Source organism: Noviherbaspirillum humi (assembly GCF_900188095.1).
GTDB classification, from domain to species: Bacteria; Pseudomonadota; Gammaproteobacteria; order Burkholderiales; family Burkholderiaceae_D; genus Noviherbaspirillum; species Noviherbaspirillum humi.
In genome coordinates this window covers 1-16,438 of the sequence record NZ_FZOT01000007.1, presented here as the reverse complement: position 1 = coordinate 16,438, position 16,438 = coordinate 1, and the positions used below count along the sequence as shown (strand labels likewise).

The 16,438-nt window shown below is 57.5% G+C and carries 15 protein-coding genes; 11 read left to right on the top strand and 4 right to left on the bottom strand.

Annotated elements, in window-relative coordinates; all coding sequences use genetic code 11:
- Positions 1 to 13: 13 nt before the first annotated feature.
- Together CHB88_RS12215 and CHB88_RS12210 are read right to left on the bottom strand one after the other, a co-directional pair.
- Positions 14 to 910: an XrtA-associated tyrosine autokinase gene (locus CHB88_RS12215; protein WP_089399613.1), complete on the bottom strand. Its 897-nt coding sequence runs from the start codon at positions 908 to 910 to the stop codon at positions 14 to 16.
- An 80-nt stretch (positions 911 to 990) separates the two neighbouring features.
- A complete protein-coding gene (locus CHB88_RS12210) occupies positions 991 to 2,523 on the bottom strand; it encodes an XrtA system polysaccharide chain length determinant (RefSeq protein WP_089399612.1) in 1,533 nt (510 codons plus the stop codon).
- Between the two features lie 292 nt (positions 2,524 to 2,815).
- On the opposite strand from CHB88_RS12210, the gene CHB88_RS12205 reads away from it, so the two are divergent.
- From CHB88_RS12205 to CHB88_RS12160, 10 genes are all read left to right on the top strand, one after another.
- Positions 2,816 to 3,445: an XrtA/PEP-CTERM system exopolysaccharide export protein gene (locus CHB88_RS12205; RefSeq protein WP_089399611.1), complete on the top strand. Its 630-nt coding sequence runs from the start codon at positions 2,816 to 2,818 to the stop codon at positions 3,443 to 3,445.
- Positions 3,446 to 3,589: 144 nt separating this feature from the next.
- Positions 3,590 to 4,204: a hypothetical protein gene (locus CHB88_RS12200; protein ID WP_089399610.1), complete on the top strand. Its 615-nt coding sequence runs from the start codon at positions 3,590 to 3,592 to the stop codon at positions 4,202 to 4,204.
- 47 nt (positions 4,205 to 4,251) lie between these two features.
- A complete protein-coding gene (locus CHB88_RS12195) occupies positions 4,252 to 4,509 on the top strand; it encodes an HPr-rel-A system PqqD family peptide chaperone (protein WP_143131229.1) in 258 nt (85 codons plus the stop codon).
- Positions 4,503 to 5,429, top strand: a complete 927-nt coding sequence (locus CHB88_RS12190) for an HprK-related kinase A (protein ID WP_089399608.1) — start codon at positions 4,503 to 4,505, stop codon at positions 5,427 to 5,429. The genes CHB88_RS12195 and CHB88_RS12190 overlap by 7 nt, the downstream gene beginning before the upstream one ends.
- Positions 5,426 to 6,526, top strand: a complete 1,101-nt coding sequence (locus tag CHB88_RS12185; RefSeq protein WP_089399607.1) for a nucleotidyltransferase domain-containing protein — start codon at positions 5,426 to 5,428, stop codon at positions 6,524 to 6,526. The genes CHB88_RS12190 and CHB88_RS12185 overlap by 4 nt, the downstream gene beginning before the upstream one ends.
- A 264-nt stretch (positions 6,527 to 6,790) precedes the next feature.
- Positions 6,791 to 8,140 carry a TIGR03013 family XrtA/PEP-CTERM system glycosyltransferase gene (locus CHB88_RS12180; RefSeq protein WP_245844941.1) on the top strand — a complete coding sequence of 450 codons (1,350 nt, stop codon included), beginning with the start codon at positions 6,791 to 6,793 and terminating at the stop codon, positions 8,138 to 8,140.
- 3 nt (positions 8,141 to 8,143) lie between these two features.
- On the top strand, positions 8,144 to 10,249 hold the full coding sequence (gene prsK / locus CHB88_RS12175; RefSeq protein ID WP_089399605.1) for an XrtA/PEP-CTERM system histidine kinase PrsK: 2,106 nt from the start codon (positions 8,144 to 8,146) through the stop codon (positions 10,247 to 10,249).
- The gene (prsR, locus tag CHB88_RS12170; RefSeq protein ID WP_245844940.1) at positions 10,197 to 11,588 is read left to right on the top strand and encodes a PEP-CTERM-box response regulator transcription factor; all 1,392 of its coding nucleotides are present in this window, start codon (positions 10,197 to 10,199) and stop codon (positions 11,586 to 11,588) included. Before prsK ends, prsR begins: the two co-directional genes overlap by 53 nt.
- Before the next feature lie 60 nt (positions 11,589 to 11,648).
- Positions 11,649 to 13,274 carry an acyl-CoA ligase (AMP-forming), exosortase A system-associated gene (locus tag CHB88_RS12165; protein WP_089399603.1) on the top strand — a complete coding sequence of 542 codons (1,626 nt, stop codon included), beginning with the start codon at positions 11,649 to 11,651 and terminating at the stop codon, positions 13,272 to 13,274.
- Complete coding sequence (locus CHB88_RS12160) at positions 13,219 to 14,454, top strand: pyridoxal-dependent decarboxylase, exosortase A system-associated (protein WP_089399602.1); 1,236 nt, start codon at positions 13,219 to 13,221, stop codon at positions 14,452 to 14,454. The genes CHB88_RS12165 and CHB88_RS12160 overlap by 56 nt, the downstream gene beginning before the upstream one ends.
- Positions 14,455 to 14,763: 309 nt before the next feature.
- On the opposite strand, the gene CHB88_RS25150 is transcribed toward CHB88_RS12160, so the two are convergent.
- Positions 14,764 to 15,042: a hypothetical protein gene (locus CHB88_RS25150; RefSeq protein WP_176442432.1), complete on the bottom strand. Its 279-nt coding sequence runs from the start codon at positions 15,040 to 15,042 to the stop codon at positions 14,764 to 14,766.
- An 86-nt stretch (positions 15,043 to 15,128) separates the two neighbouring features.
- Here CHB88_RS25150 and CHB88_RS12150 point away from each other — a divergent pair, with 86 nt between their 5' ends.
- Positions 15,129 to 16,163, top strand: coding sequence for a right-handed parallel beta-helix repeat-containing protein (locus tag CHB88_RS12150; RefSeq protein ID WP_245844939.1), 1,035 nt, complete (start codon positions 15,129 to 15,131; stop codon positions 16,161 to 16,163).
- Positions 16,164 to 16,330: 167 nt separating this feature from the next.
- On the opposite strand, the gene CHB88_RS12145 is transcribed toward CHB88_RS12150, so the two are convergent.
- Positions 16,331 to 16,438: hypothetical protein (locus tag CHB88_RS12145; RefSeq protein ID WP_217900150.1), on the bottom strand; the 108-nt coding region annotated here is incomplete at its 5' end.

The window sequence follows — 16,438 nt, the reverse complement described above, 5'->3', positions numbered from 1 at the left end:
CGCGGCTTCCATCCTAGTAATAGCCGCCATAATACCGAGTGCCCGGGAAGGCTTGCGCTTTGTTATAGATCAGATTCACGTTGTCATTCGATCCGATCTGCCGCAGCGCCTCCTTCAGTCCGCGCTGGGTCGTGCCTTCCGCTTCCACAACCATGACGATCTGACCCATTTGGCTGGCGAGTGCGCGCGCCTCGCTGGTCAGGAGAACCGGCGGCGAATCAAAGATGATGATGCGGTCTGGATAGCGGCTGGCGAGCTCTTCCAGCAGCCGGCTCATTGCCTGGCTGGCCAGCAGCTCGGTCGCCCGCCTGTTGCTGCGGCCCGCGGGAAGAACGCGCAGGCGCTCGACATTGGTGCTGTACATGACATCGCGGACATCCAGGTCGGGGTTGTGCAGCAGGTCGAGCAGACCCTGCTCGGCTTCCAGTCCAAGGTAGCGTGGAACCGACGGCCTGGCCACGTCCGCGTCAACCAGCAGCACGGTATGGTCCAGCTCCATGGCGATGCTCATGGCCAGGTTGACCGAGCAGAATGTTTTTCCTTCTCCCGGCATGGCGCTGGTGACCATGATGAGGTTGCCACGCTTCTTGGATCCGGGTTCTGCCGAAAACGCCTTTTCGATGATCGGGCGCTTGATCAACCTGAACTCCTCCGCGATCGCCGTTCGTCCGGTTTCGGGAGTGACCAGGCCCATCTGCTGCAGCCGGAGCAGATCGATGTCGAATCGGTTCGGCGAGGGGATATTCTCGCGGGCGTAGTCCGCCGCCTGCGAAGGCTCAACTTCGTCGGCCGGCGTTGAAGGAAGTGCCTGTGCCTGCACGAGCACGGGCGGCGATACGGGTACGGAGCGTGCCGGCGGGATCTTGGCCTGCTGATTGAGCCGGCTCGCTGCTTTTTCGATGATACTCATATCTTTCTCGATATCGTCATTCGGGTCTGATTCCCCAGGAGCGTCTGCTGCCGCCCATGGAACGGTAAGGGGGTTGCCAATCAGAACTTGAGCTGAATCTTGGCCATCGCCGCGCCATAGATAAGAATCAGAACCACGAGCGACGCCGCAAACGCGTAAGCCTTCTTTTTCCGGTCGATTGCCTGCTGATCACTCCAAGTCATGGAAACGGCGCCGAGAACGGGCAGGCCGGTCGACTGCTGCAGCGCATGCTCGCTCATGAAAGTCGGCCGCAATACATTCAGAAGCAAAGCCAGCCCGATTCCGGCAGCAAGTCCCCCGGCGAGAACGCCGGACAGCAGCAGCAATCGATTGGGGCCGGCCGGCTTCAGCGGTGTGGTGGGCGGGTCGATGACGCGGAAGGTCATCATCTCGGTCGATGCGGTCACGTCCCCGGAAAGCTTGGCGGCCTCGCGGCTGGCCACCAGCTTGTCGTAGTTTTCCCGATTGACCTGGTAGTCGCGATTGAGCTGAGCCAGCTGCGTCTCGATTTCCGGCGCCGCGATGCTCATTGCCTTCAGCTGCGCAGCACGGTTCGCATACTCCTGTACCCGCACACGCATCGACGCCACCTGCGCTTCGGCCGCAGACAGGGATACCTTCAACTGCTGCAGCATGGGACTGGCATTGGCTCCGGGGTCGGCGCTGGGTTTCCAGTGCTTCGATGCTTCTTCCCTGCGTGCCTGCAGCTGGCTCAGCAGACGCTTGGTGGCAATCACATCCGGATGGCTGTCCGTATATTGCAATTGGAAGTTATCCAGGTTCTTCTGCGCCGCATGGATGCGTTCATCCAGTTCGGGATCGCTGAATGCAGCCACCGCAGGATTGCCCTTCGGATCCGCAGTGCTGGTGCCATAGATTTGCCGCTTGATCGCTTCGCGGGCCTGCTCGGCTTCGGCCAGTTCCAGTCTTGCGCGGCTCAGGTTGTCGGTCACTTCCATCAGCTTGGAGCCATAATCGCTGCCCTGGGAAGGCAGCATGCCCAGGTGCTTCAGCTTGAACTCCTTGAGCGCGTTTTCCGCAGTGGCGAGCTTTTGATCATATGCCTTGATCTGCTCGTCGATGAACTGGATTGCCTTCGACGAGTCCTGCTTCTTGTCGCCGAATCCGCCTTCAACGAAGATGGTCAGCAGCGCTTGCACCACGTCCTTGGTTACGCGTGGATTGTCGCCGGTGTATGAGATGGTATAGATGTCATTCTGCAGCGTCCCGGCGATCTTGATTTTCTTCGACAGATCATCGATAAGCGCCTCCCGGTCCTTCGCGGAGTTGGCTTTCAGGTCAAGATCGACCATCCGAATCACGCGTTCGACGTTCGGCCTGCTCAGGAGCGTACGACTCATGATCGACACCTGCTGCTCGACATTGGGCAGCGACGTCATGCTGGCCAGGAGCGGCTTGAGGATGCTTTGTGTATCCACGAAGACGCGCGCCGAGGATTGATAGGTGTCGGGAAGGGTGAAAACGGTGACCCAGCCGGCGATCGCGACGATCCACGCAACGGCGGCCGCAGGCCAGCGGTATTTCCAGACGCCTTTTAACAGCGACGCGATCTGCGAAACGACATCATCCATGACGGCCTACGCTCCTTCTACGGGCTTGACTTCTGGTTAGCTTGCTGATAAGAACTGTCCTAAATGTACTTGCCGTACCACAATCAGCGCTTGCCAGAAGGAAATTTTTGTTGATTGGAGTCAATTATGCCTGATCAAAACGGGTATTTTCGTGGCACAATAAAAAAAATCCGGATTTTATTGATTTTAAACAACTTGAGTGTCAGCAACAGCACCATCATGGCATTGTGATTTCTGGTGATACAAAGCTGGCAGTATTTCTTTTGTCGAGGGCAACGTGAAATTGGCAAGTATGAAAGTAGGTAAAGCCAAGCTAGTCATAGCTGGAACGCTGCTGGTATTGCTTCAGGCATGCGCAAGCCATCGTGGTCTGCCACCTGCGCCCGTTTCGGCAGGCGTGCCAGTTGAAGATGCGCTCGCGGATTACCGCATCGGGCCGGGCGACACCCTCAATGTCATGGTCTGGCGCACGCCGGAGGCATCCATGACCGTGTCAGTACGGCCGGATGGGAAGATCACGACACCCTTGGTACAGGATCTGCCCGCAACCGGGAAGACGGCACGGGAATTGGCGCGCGACCTTGAAAAGGCGCTGTCCCAGTATGTTCAGCAACCGATCGTGACGGTCATCGTGACCGGCTTCGTTGGTCCATATACCGAACAGATTCGGGTCATCGGTCAGGCCGCCAAGCCGCAGGCTCTCGCGTATCGCCGCGGCATGTCGTTGATGGATGTGTTGATTGCCGTCGGGGGAATCACCGAGTTCGCAGCCGGGAACAGAGCCAACCTTATTCGGACAGTGGACGGCAAGCAGCAAAAATACGCTGTGCGTTTGAATGATCTGATCAAAGAGGGCGATATTTCGGCAAATGTGGAAGTGCGGCCAGGCGATGTGCTGATCATCCCGGAAAGCTATTTCTGATTTCCGATCAGGCGAAGACAGGCGGCGGCATGGACGGCGGTAATGTGGTGCCCGCTGGCTTCGGACGCTGATTGTCTCGCAAACTTTGCAGCTGCAACCCTGCTTGTCGTCCGCCCTCGAATAGATGGATAAATAGGAAAAAATATGGTGATGCCCGACGCTCCCCGCAACCAAGCGTCCGCCGATGCTGAACCGGTGGCGGTGCCGCCGCATACGCTGGCGGGCGAAGCGGTCGACCACTCCCGGCGTCGCTTTACTTCGGCGGGCGTGGCAGCATCCGGTGTCGTGCTGACACTGGCCAGCCGTTCCGCATTGGCCGCCGCAGACTGCAAGATGGTGACGACGCCGTCCGCATTCGCATCCTGCAATACCAGCGCTTATGGCCCGGGTCAGCAACAGACTCAGGGCCGCTCGCCGGGCTTCTGGAAGAACGATGTCAGTTCCAAGGCCTGGCCTGTGCCGCAGGAATCGCTTTTCAAAAATTACTTCAGCTGCTGGCGCGGTTCTCCCTATGCCGGCCAAGGCGTGACCTTGTATTACCTGCTTGACCACCGGGATTTCGACGTTGACAACCTTGGCATGCACCTGGTCGCGGCCTTGCTCAATGCGCGCATGGGGTGGACGCCGTTCTTGAGTGAATCAATCATCCGCTCCATGTTCACCGAGTGGCAGTCCACTGGTGGATACAAGCCCAGCGCCACTGCAAATCCCTGGAATTCCGCTGAAATCGTCATGTACCTGAAAGCCACCATGCTGTGAGTCGATTGCGAAAGCAGGAAGGCAGGGCGGTCGTAAGTGAACTTGAGATGAAGTGGCGTTTGGCAGCCGACCGGTCAGTCCACATGCGGGTATGGGGCGACGAGGCGGTGGTCTACCACGAGGCAACCGGCGATACCCATATGCTGGGGCCCGCGGCAACCCAGCTGCTGCTGGCGTTGCAGCAGTTGGATCCCATGGCGCTGGATGATTTGGTTGAGTGTGTGTCATTGCCTTACCGTGAAAGCGTCGAGGTGATTCTCGCGCAGTTGTGTTCGCTGGAGTTGGTCGAGGCGCTGCCATGTTGAAGCTTTCAACGTTGACGAAGAACCAACTGGTGACAAGGTTGAGCGGGCCCGGATTGGACATCAGGACCGGAATGTTCACCTGCCGGATTCATTCCGCGCTCGAGAATGTGGCGGACGGACTGCATCTGCTTTATGGCGATTATCCAATCAATGATCAGGAAACGTTCATCGACTTTCACGTCACTGTCGAATCGCCAGGCGGATTGCGGCATTGGATCAAGCCTCAAGTCGTGTTTCGTTCCGATGGCTATGCCGCGTTCAAGCCCCTCCCGCGTGGTCAAGCCTTTCCGATGCTCGAATGGGGGCTCAACTGGTGCATATCGAACTACGCGCACCGCTATCTCATGATCCATGCCGCCGTGGTGGAAAGAGGAGGGCATGCAGCCATTCTGCCGGCGCCGCCAGGCTCCGGGAAAAGCACATTGTGCGCCGCGCTGGTGAATCGAGGCTGGCGACTGCTCTCTGACGAGATTGCCTTGTTGTCGATGGAGGATGGCAGCGTGATCCCGGTGCCCCGGCCCATCAGCTTGAAGAACCGGTCGATCGATGTCATCAGGGAGTTTGTGCCGGATTCGATCCTGAGTCCGGGGGTGAACGATACCGCAAAGGGCACCGTAGCTCACATGAAGCCGCCGCAGGACAGCGTTGATCGGGCCCATGTCACTGCCCGGCCGGCCTGGATAATCTTTCCCCGCTATGTTGCAGGGGCGCGCTCGAAGTGGTCTGAATTGTCACCCGCGACGGCCTTCATGCAGGTTGCAGGCAATTCTTTCAATTACAGTCTGCTCGGACAGCCGGCATTTGCCGCGTTGGTGAATCTGATTGAGCAGACTGCATGCTTCGACTATGAATACGGCCTGCTGGAGGAAGCGATCGAAGACTTCGCCGGCCTTTCGGTTGGGGCAGGATGGAAGGCATGAGGCAGCCTCTGCTTTTGGCGCTCTGGCGAGAGCCTCAAGTCGGCCTCGAATTCAGCCTGGCCGAGTGGGACTTGGCAATTCGGCAGGCGCGGAGTGCGAATGTCCTGGCCAGCCTGGATCGCCGTCTCGCCGCCCATGGATTGCTTGACCTCGTTCCAGCCCGGGTCAAGGAACACCTCTTGTGGATAAGAGGCGTCGCCCATCAGCACCGGCAAACCATTTATCGCGAGGCAGCGCAGATCTGCCGTGCGTTGGCGGACCTGGGTGACTCGGTCATCTTTCTCAAGGGAGCTGCCTATACGCTGGCAGAGCTCCCTGTCTCCCAAGGGCGCCTGTTTTCCGATATCGATGTTCTCGTGCCCGAAGAGAGCTTGCCGGCGGTTGAATCGGCATTGCTGCGGCATGGATGGGCATTTTCCCATCTTCATCCCTATGACCAGCACTATTACCGCATGTGGATGCATGAGTTGCCGCCGATGCGCCATGTCAGGCGCGGAACGCATCTTGATGTCCATCATGCGATTGTGCCCAAAACGGCAAGGATTCGTCCCGACGCCAGCAAATTGTGCCAAGCCGCGCAGCCGGTCGCCGGACATGAGCGGGCGAAAGTCCTCGCTCCGGAAGACATGGTCCTGCATAGCGCCGTTCACCTTTTCTATGAAGGGGAAATAGATCAAGGGCTGCGCGGCCTCATGGATCTCGACGCCATGCTGATCCATTTTGGAGATCGGCCAAATTTCTGGGAGCGGCTTCTGGCGCGCGCCATGGAGATGGATTTGATGCGCCCGCTTTTCTACGGGATTCGTTATGCGCAGCGTATCCTAGGAACGCCGATACCCGCGCACATCGTCATCAGTGTTGAAAGCGGTGCGCCGCCCGCGGTACTGCAGCCGTTGATGGACGCCATTTTCCATCGCGTGTTCTTGCCGAATCATGCGAGCTGCTGCGACAGGAAGACCCGTCTGGCTGCACAAGCGCTCTACCTGAGAGGGAACTGGCTACGCATGCCGATGCCACTGCTTGCGCGGCATTTGAGCCGCAAGGCATGGATGAGTTGGAAAGAGCAATTCATTCCGTCTACAAAACCGGCGGTTTAAATTGATCTTGGTTTGATAAATGGTCAACAAGCGTAAGACACAGTGTTGGGGCATTTTTTCGAACATGAATATTTGAACAACTACATTTGATTTGTATCAATCATTAAATCACTAAGTTTTGATCGATTGCATTCGGGAATTAATGTAATTTAGAAATTGCTTCGTGTTATAGTGACTTACGGTCGATCTCGACTAAGTAAAAGAAGAAGGCCAACGATGTTAAGAATTGGAAACCATCACATCTCGAAGCGGATTTCACTCCTCTTGCTGATCGAAATTGTAATTTTGGTAACGTCGGTCTATCTGGGGCTGAATGTGCGCTTCATCGATAGCCTGCGTTCTCCAATTAACGAGTTTCCGGATCTGTGGCTTTCCTCCATCGTTTTCGCGGGCGTCATTGTGTTCAGTATGAGCGCGCTCGGCATGTATCAGCTGCAGTTCAACAGCCGGTTCCGTACGATCTTGATTCGATTGATGCCTTCCCTGGCGCTTGGCTTTGGTTTGATCACGGTGGCTTTCTATGTCCTGCCGGCCCTGTATTTTGGACGCGGCGTGCTGGGTCTGGTGTTCCTGTTTTCCGCCTTGGGCATCCTGTGCGTCCGTATCGCTTTCCTCAAAACTTCCCAATTCAACCTGTTCGAGTCTCGCGTCCTGTTTTTTGGTGCCGGAGAATTGGCCAAGGAATGTGCCGACCTGGTGGGAAGCGGGCGTACCAATCACAAATACCAGATCGTCGGTTTCGTTGAAGCACCCAATGATCAAACCTGTCTGCCCGCCAAATCGGTGCTCCCTTCGACCGAAGCATTACTGGCCACGGCGCGACGGCACAAGGCGACCGAGATCGTCGTCTCGGTCAAGAATCGGCGCGGCGGCGGCATTCCGATCAAGGAACTGCTCGACTGCAAACTCCATGGGGTTCACGTTACCGACTCGGCAACTTTCTTTGAACGCGAAGCGTGCCAGATCCGGGTGGATTCACTCCAGCCAAGCTGGCTGGTGTTCGGCAATGGCTTCGATCAGAGCTTCATGCGGGCATTTTGCAAGCGCACGTTCGACCTGGTCGTCAGCCTGCTGATTGCCTTCATCAGCCTGCCGGTAATGGTCCTGACGGCCGTGCTGATTTACGTGGAGGACAAAGGCCCCATCTTCTACAAGCAGGAGCGTGTCGGCAAAGGCGGCAAGACCTACTTTGTCCTGAAGTTCCGAAGCATGCGAAACAACGCCGAAGCTGCCGGATCGCCCCAATGGGCAAGCAAGAAGGATCCGCGCACCACGCGAATCGGCGCGATCATTCGCGTGCTGCGCATCGATGAGCTGCCGCAGATCCTGAACGTGGTGAAGGGAGAGATGAGCTTCGTCGGTCCACGCCCTGAGCGTCCCTATTTCGTGGAACAGCTATGCCAGCAGATTCCCTTCTACGACGTCCGGCACAGCATCAAGCCTGGCATTACCGGCATGGCTCAAGTGCGCTACCCCTATGGCGCTTCGGTGCAGGACGCCATCCAGAAGCTCCAATATGACCTGTATTACGTCAAGAACAATAGCCTGTTTCTCGACATGCTGATCTTGATCGACACGGTCCAGGTCGTCCTGCTCGGCAAAGGCGCCCGATAGTCAATGGTCATCGACGTAGCGCTGGTTTCCTATGGCATTGCCGCACTCGCATTTGCATTGTTGAGCATCGGCTTGCTCGCTACGCGTCAACAGACGTCCAGATTCCTCTTACTGATTGCGTGCCTCACGGCCGCGCTTTGGGCCGGCATGCTGGCATGGCCCAAAGCTGATGCATCGACTGCCGCCCGGTTGGTTCCGACGGCTGAATTGGCGCGTGACGTTGCGTGGCTGATGTTTCTGCTTTCACTGCAGGGTAGCCTTGCTAAGGCGGGCGAAACACGGCGCATGGCCGCAGGCATATCCGGCTTCGCGCTGCTGGCCGCCGCGATTTCGCTTTGGCAAGCAAACTCGGATGCGTGGCCATTGCTGCAATTGCTCTCGGGCGCCGGCGCCTACGTCTGCTTGTCCATTATTGGAATGCTGCTCGTCGAGCAGGTCCTTCGTTCGGCGTCTCTTCAACAGCGCTGGGGCATCAAATTCGCATGCTTGGGGATAGGGGGGATATTCGTATTCGACTTCTATTTATATAGCGAAGCCATGCTCTTTAGGCAGATCAATCCGGGCGTCTGGTCAGCGCGCGGCATCATCAATGCCTTGATCGTTCCCATGATCGCAGTTTCCGCTCATCGCAGCGCAAAGTGGGCGACGACGATTTCGGTTTCTCGCCGATTTCTTTTCCATTCCGTGGCGCTCTTCGGCGCAGGCTTGTACCTTCTGGCCATGGCGGCAGCGGGTTATTACTTGCGCTACGTGGGTGGCAATTGGGGCAGCTTCATGCAGCTTGCGTTTCTGTTTGGCGCATTGCTGCTCTTGGGCACGGTCATGTTTTCCGGCGCGTTCCGTGCCCGAATCCGGGTCTTTTTGAGCAAGCACTTCTTTGCTTACAGCTACGACTACCGGGAAGAGTGGATGCAGTTCACGCGCACTCTGGCCAAAGCGGATGACAGTCCTTATCAACGTACGATTGAAGCTATTGCGAATCTGGTGGAGAGCCCCGGAGGAGCGCTGTGGATAAGGCGCGAGACCGGACAATGCGAACCTGCTGGCCACTGGAATACCTTCTCTTCCACGGCACAAGAGCCGGCGCAGGGAGCGTTGTGCTGCTTTCTCGAGCAGCACAAATGGATAATCGATCTTCAGGAATGGCAAGAAGACCCTGTCAAATACCAGAATCTCGCGCTGCCGGGCTGGCTGTTGACTTTGCCTGATGCCTGGCTGGTCGTGCCGTTGATCGTCAATGCCAAGCTGCTCGGCTTCATCGTGCTGGCGCGCCCGCGTAGTCCGATAGCGCTGAATTGGGAGGTGCTGGATCTGCTCAAGATCGCGGGCAGCCAGGCGGGAAGCTACCTGGCGCAGTACGAAGCGGCGCAGGCGCTTCTCGTTGCCAGGCAATTCGATTCGTATCACCGGATGTCCACCTTCGTTGTGCACGATCTGAAGAATCTCGTCGCGCAGTTGTCGCTGCTGGTCGCAAATTCTGCGCGTCACAAGGATAGTCCTGAATTTCAGCAGGACATGCTCGAGACGGTCACCTACTCGGTGGAGAAAATGAAAACGCTGCTGCAGCGTTTCAATCGCAGCAAATCCGCCGAAGCGCCGCAGCCGGTGGCGCTGGATGCCATGCTGAAGCAGATCGTGAACTTCCGCGCCGCCCTGCATCCGGGCCTGACGATGCAGATCTCGGCGAGCGGGATGTCAACTTTCGGCAACGCTTCCCGACTGGAGCGGGTGATCGCGCATTTCGTGACCAATGCCATCGAAGCGACTCCAAAGGATGGGCGCATCACCTTGTCGATCGAGCGCGATGGAATGGATGCGGTCATCGTTTGCGCCGATACCGGTCAGGGCATGAGTGAAGAATTTATCCGTGAACGACTGTTCAAACCATTCGTGTCCACCAAGTCGACGGGAATGGGGATTGGCATTTTCGAGGCGCGGGAATACATCCATGAGTTGGGCGGCAGCATTGCCGTTGCCAGCGCGGTCTCGCATGGAACCACTTTCAGAATCCGGCTGCCAATCTATGTGCCACAGAGCGTGGCGGCGGATGTGACAAATGACGAAGGAGTTGCTGGTGAGTCAGCAGAAACTGAAATTACTGTGCATTGAAGATGACCTCGGGCTGCAAAAGCAGCTGCGGTGGAGTTTCGATGCTTATGACGTCGTGCTTGCCAGCGACCGCGAGAGTGCGATCAACCAAATGCGGCGTCACGAGCCTGCCGTCGTGACCATGGATTTAGGGCTGCCGCCGGATGCTGAAGGCGCTAGCGAGGGATTGGCGACGCTGGAACAGATCCTGGCGATTGCGCCGGATACCAAGGTCATCGTATTGACCGGCAATCAGGACCATGCCAATGCAGTCAAGGCAATCGGCCTGGGAGCGTACGACTTTCATCAGAAGCCCTTCAATCAGGAGATTCTGGCGCTTGTCATCGAGCGCGCCTTTTACCTGCATTCACTGCAGCAGGAAAACCGGCGCCTGTCCCAGGCACAGTTTTCAGCGGCACCGGGCGGCATCGTCACCCGCGATCCCGCCATGCTGAAAGTTTGCCGCAGTATTGAAAAAGTCGCGCCATCGTCGGCGTCTGTGATGCTGCTCGGTGACAGCGGCACGGGCAAAGAGTTGCTGGCCCGGGCCCTGCATCAGAAAGGTCCTCGTCACAGCAAGCGGTTCATGGCAATCAATTGCGCTGCCATTCCGGAAAACCTGCTGGAAAGTGAACTCTTCGGTTACGAGAAGGGCGCGTTCACCGGGGCGGCGAAGCAGACTCAGGGCAAGATCGAACTTGCCCATGAAGGCACTTTTTTCCTGGACGAGGTTGGCGACTTGCCGATGCCATTGCAAGCCAAGCTGCTGCGTTTTTTGCAGGAGAGGGTGATCGAGCGTATCGGCGGGCATCGGGAAATTCCCGTTGACGTGCGCATCGTTTGCGCCACGCACCGGAACCTTCAAGATCAGATCGTCGCCGGCCAGTTCCGGGAAGACTTGTACTATCGGCTGAGCGAGATCGTGGTGATGATTCCTCCCTTGCGCGAGAGGGTGGCGGATGCCGTGCTGCTTGCCCATCACTTCAAGGAAAAATTCAGTGAAAGGGAAGGCCGCTCCGGCTTGTCGTTCAGCCCCGCCGCGCTGGGAATGATAGAGAACCACGCCTGGCCCGGGAACGTCAGGGAACTGGAGAACTGCATCAAGCGCGCGGTCATCATGAGTGACGGTCCACAGATCCAGCCCGAGGACCTCGGGCTGCGCGGTGCTTCGGCGGGCATGCCGACGGAGGAAGAGCCGATCAACCTTCGGCAGATTCGGGATGAAGCGGATTATCAAGCGGTCGTGCGTGCATTGGCGCGGACCAATGGCAACATCGCCCGGGCATCCGAGCTGTTGGGCATCAGCCGGCCCACGCTGTATGACCTGATGGGACACCATGGCATCAAATCGAGCGCATGACGCTGCGCTTTGCGCGACGGCACGCAGGGTGGCTGAAAACCGACGCTGGCTGGGGTTGCCGTGCGCGCGCACCTGATTCATGAACTCGTCGAGCGCAAGGCCCGGCATGCTCCGGAGGCCACGGCGCTTGCTTATCGGCGGCAGCGACTGAGCTATGCCGAGCTGCACCATGAAATAAGGGCCGCAGCGGCAGGATTGATCGCTCATGGCCTGAGCGCCGGTGAGCGGGCCGCAGTGTACCTCGAGAAGAGAATAGAAACCGTCATTGCGCTTTTTGGCATTGCGGCCGCGGGGGGCGTCATGGTACCCGTCAATCCACTCCTCAAGGCGCCGCAAGTCGCTCATGTTTGTCGTGATTCTTCAGTTCGCATATTGGTCACGAGCAGCGACAGAATGGTGCAGTTGCAGGAGGTTCTGGCGGAATGCCCCGAACTGCATACCATCATCCTCGTCGATCAAGGCGTGCCTTCGTCGCTGCCGCCGCGAATCCGTGTCCTACTGTGGAAGGAGCTAGTCACCGAGGTGACGAACCGGGACGTGCATCGGCGGATTGATAGTGACATGGCGGCCATTCTTTACACGTCCGGAAGCACTGGAAAGCCCAAGGGCGTGGTCCTGTCTCATCGCAATCTGATGGCCGGGGCAGCGAGCGTCGCAAGCTATCTGGAAAATGGCCCCGATGACCGCATTCTCTGTACGTTGCCCTTGAGCTTCGACTATGGCTTGAGCCAGTTGACCACGGCATTTCATAGTGGGGCTTCGGCAGTGTTGATCAATTACCTATTGCCGCAAGACGTCGTCAATGCGGTTCGAGACGAACGGATCACCGGTCTCGCCGGCGTACCCCCGCTTTGGGGACAGCTGGCGAACTTGTCCTGGCCGGAAACGACCAGCCTGCGCTACATCACCAATTCCGGTGGCGCGATGCCACGTCCAGTGCTGGAGTCGCTGCGCGCGAAGTTGCCGGAGGCCCGCATCTATCTCATGTACGGTTTGACCGAGGCATTCCGTTCAACCTACCTGCCGCCGGATCAAGTGATGGAAAGGCCGGATTCGATAGGCAAGGCGATCCCCAATGCCGATATCCTGGTTGTCCGTCCAGATGGCACGCCTTGCGATGTCGATGAGCCGGGAGAACTCGTTCATCGTGGCCCTTTGGTGGCGTTGGGCTATTGGAACGATCCCGAGAAAACGGCGGAACGATTTCGCCCGTTGCCACAGCAACCGACGGGATTGCCGTTTCCCGAAATTGCCGTCTGGTCGGGCGATACCGTGCGCCGCGATGCGCAGGGCTATCTTTACTTTGTGGGCCGCCGCGACGACATGATCAAGGTTTCCGGTTACCGGATAAGCCCAACGGAAATCGAAGAAGTGCTGCTCACCATCGCTGGCGTGCGAGAAGCGATTGCTTTCGGCGTCCCGCATGCTTCCTGGGGCCAGTCTGTAATGGCTGTCATCTCTTCAGTCAGCGAGACGCTTGACCCTGCGACGGTCATCGCGGCGTGCAAGAAGCATCTCCCAGCCTACATGGTGCCTGCTCAGGTCGTGATTGTTGAACACCCATTGCCACGCAATCCGAACGGCAAACTCGATCGGAAGCTGGTGCAGTCCCAATTTGCGAATTCTTCAGATGAATCAATCCAGCCGAGAAGCCAGGGTGCCGCCCCAGTTCGACATCATCGATGACTGCCTGCATGTCGGGGGCCTTTCCATTTTGCGCGTGGCCGGTCGGACAGGCTCAACGCCATTCTTTGCCTATGACCGTCAACTTGTGAGCGAGCGGGTGCAGCAGGTCAGGGAGGTGATGGCTCCCTCGATGAAGCTGCATTACTCGATCAAGGCGAATCCGATGCCGGCATTGGTGCAGCATTTGTCAGGCTTGGTGGACGGATTCGACGTTGCATCCGGAGGCGAGTTGAGCATCGCGCTGGATACGCCTGTTCCTCCAGCCTGCATCAATTTCACCGGGCCCGGGAAACGGGTCGAGGAACTGCGGCGCGCACTTTATGCCGATGTGATCGTCCACGTCGAATCCGAGCGGGAACTGGACACGGTGGCGAAATTGGCGCGTGAGCTGGGCTTGTCGCCACGGGTCATGTTGCGAGTGAATCCCGATTTTTCGCTGCGTGCCTCCGGGATGCGCATGGGAGGCGGGCCCAAGCCGTTTGGTATTGACGCTGAATCCATCCCTGAAGTGATGAAGAAAATGGAAACCATGCAGATCGAATGCCTCGGTTTTCATATCTATAGCGGATCGCAAAACCTGGCCGCTTCCGCCTTGATCGAGGAAAAGAAGCAAGTCTTCGATTTGGCGATGGAACTGGCACGGCACGGAAGCCAGCCATTGAAGTACCTGAACATCGGCGGCGGATTCGGCATCCCATACTTCCCGGGTGAACTGCCATTGGACCTTATCCCGATGAGAGATTTTTTCCGGGAAAAGTGCGGAAGCTTGGCCCAGAAACATCCGGGCGTGGAAGTCATCTTGGAACTGGGGCGATACCTGGTTGGCGAAGCCGGTGTCTATGTCGCCCGTGTCATCGACCGAAAAGTATCGCGTGGCAAAGTGTTCTTGATCACCGACGGTGGCATGCACCATCATTTGGCTGCGTCAGGCAATCTTGGCCAGGTGATCCGGAAAAACTATCCGGTTGCCATTGCAAACAGGATGCGGGGGAAGGTGCATGAGAATGTAACCGTCACAGGCCCGTTGTGCACTCCGCTGGATATCTTGGCGGACAACGTTCCACTGCCCGAAGCAGAGGTTGGTGACCTTGTGGTCGTTTTTCAATCAGGCGCTTACGGACGGTCGGCAAGCCCCCAGGATTTTTTGAGCCATCCTTCAGCCGTGGAAGTTTTGCTCTGAACACTTATCAATATTTGAATTCCATTGCCATGTTGATCAAGCCTCCTGGGCTGCTCTAGACAGATATAAAAATCTGCGAGGGCAATTTAACAACTGGTAAAGTTCCTTTGGAACAAAATGTAAAACCAAGGAAATCTTTATCCGAAGAAAGGTCTAATCGACTCCATTGTGTTTCCGGGGAGTCGATCATGACAAGCATTAAAAAACCCATCTTCAGAGTAACTGCTTTAAGCTGCGTTTCGGTATTGATGCTCGCTGCCTGTGGCGGTGGCGGTTCAACCGATGTAGAGGGCGCTGCGACTAGTGCCGCTACCGCAAATGATGCCGCTTCAACGGCCGCGTCGACTGACAACACGACATCCACCTTTGCTGCCAAGCGCACGGACAAGAGCAACAAGCCGAGTTCGCCGGCACCAGCACCAGCACCTGCGCCAGCACCAGCACCAGCACCAGCACCAGCACCAGCACCTGCGCCCGCGCCTGCGCCTGCGCCAGCACCAGCACCAGCACCAGCACCAGCACCTGCACCTGCACCTGCGCCTGCGCCTGCACCGGCACCAGCACCAGCACCAGCACCAGCACCAGCACCTGCGAGCAACGTCCTATCCGTAGGCCCCGGTAAGCAATATGCAACGCCCTGTCAGGCACTGAGAGTGGCGCCAAGCGGCGCAGTGGTGGAGATCGACGGTTCTGTCACCTACAGCGGCGACGTCTGTGCATTTTATGCAGATAATCTGACCGTTCGTGGCGTCAACGGCCGTCCACGCATCGATGCAGCTGGACAGAACGCCCTCGGCAAGGGTACCTGGGTCGTTGGAGGGGTAGGGACCGTCATCGAAAACGTCGAGCTGTACGGGGCCAGGGTGGCAGACCGGAATGGCGCAGGGATTCGATTGGATGGCAAGCATCTCACTCTGCGAAACAGCTTCTTGCACGACAACGAAAACGGCATTCTGACGAATAACGATGGTGTGAGCGACATCCTCGTCGAGAACACGGAGTTCGGCCACAATGGCTATGGAGATGGCTATTCCCACAATCTTTACATCGGCTCGGTCAACAGCTTGACGTTCAGGTACAACTTTTCACACGACGCTAACGTCGGGCACAACCTGAAGTCCCGTGCCAAGCTGAATACCATTCTCTATAACCGGTTTTCGAGTACTGCAGCCGGCCAAGCCGGCACGACAGCGAGCGGACAACCCAGTTACGAAGTCGACCTGCCAAACGGCGGTACGGCTTACGTGATTGGAAATATCATCGAACAGCCGGCGGCAAACCAGAATCCGAATCTGCTTGCGTATGCGGAAGAGGGCGCAGTAAATCCGGGGACGGATCTTTATGTCGTCAATAACACCTTTTTGAACGACGCTTCTCAAGGCACATTCATATTGATCGGCGGCGCGGTCACGACACCGGCACTCATTCAAAACAATGTTTTCGCGGGCGGCGGTACGATTACCAATCAGGCTGGCGCGGCTCAAAAGACGAACTACCAAGCGGTCAGTCCCGCTTTTGTCGACCGTGCGAACTACGACCTGCGTCCGGCTTCAGGGGCACCGTTCATTAATGCGGGTTTCACACCGGGCATTGCGGCCTCCGGTATCTCTTTGGTGCCGTCCATGCAGTATGTGCACGTGGCGAAGACACAATCACGGCCTAGCAATGGCACGATCGACATTGGTGCCTATGAAGCCACTTCGCCCTGATTCAATAGAGCCTGACCAACGGGACCGGGAGCCAGACAGCGAATCAACGCAGCGCTAAGCCAATGCGCTGGTTCCTAAAAAGCGGCCGCCAGAATCGGGCGGCCGCCAGCATTGGCTAATAAAAGTCAATCGATCAGTACGCGGGCGATGAAGGTATCACCACTTCATTACGCCCGCCCGTACTTATCCTCGAAGCGGACGATGTCATCCTCGCCCAGGTAGGCGCCCGACTGCACCTCGATCAACTCCAGCGGCAGCTTGCCCGGGTTCTCCAG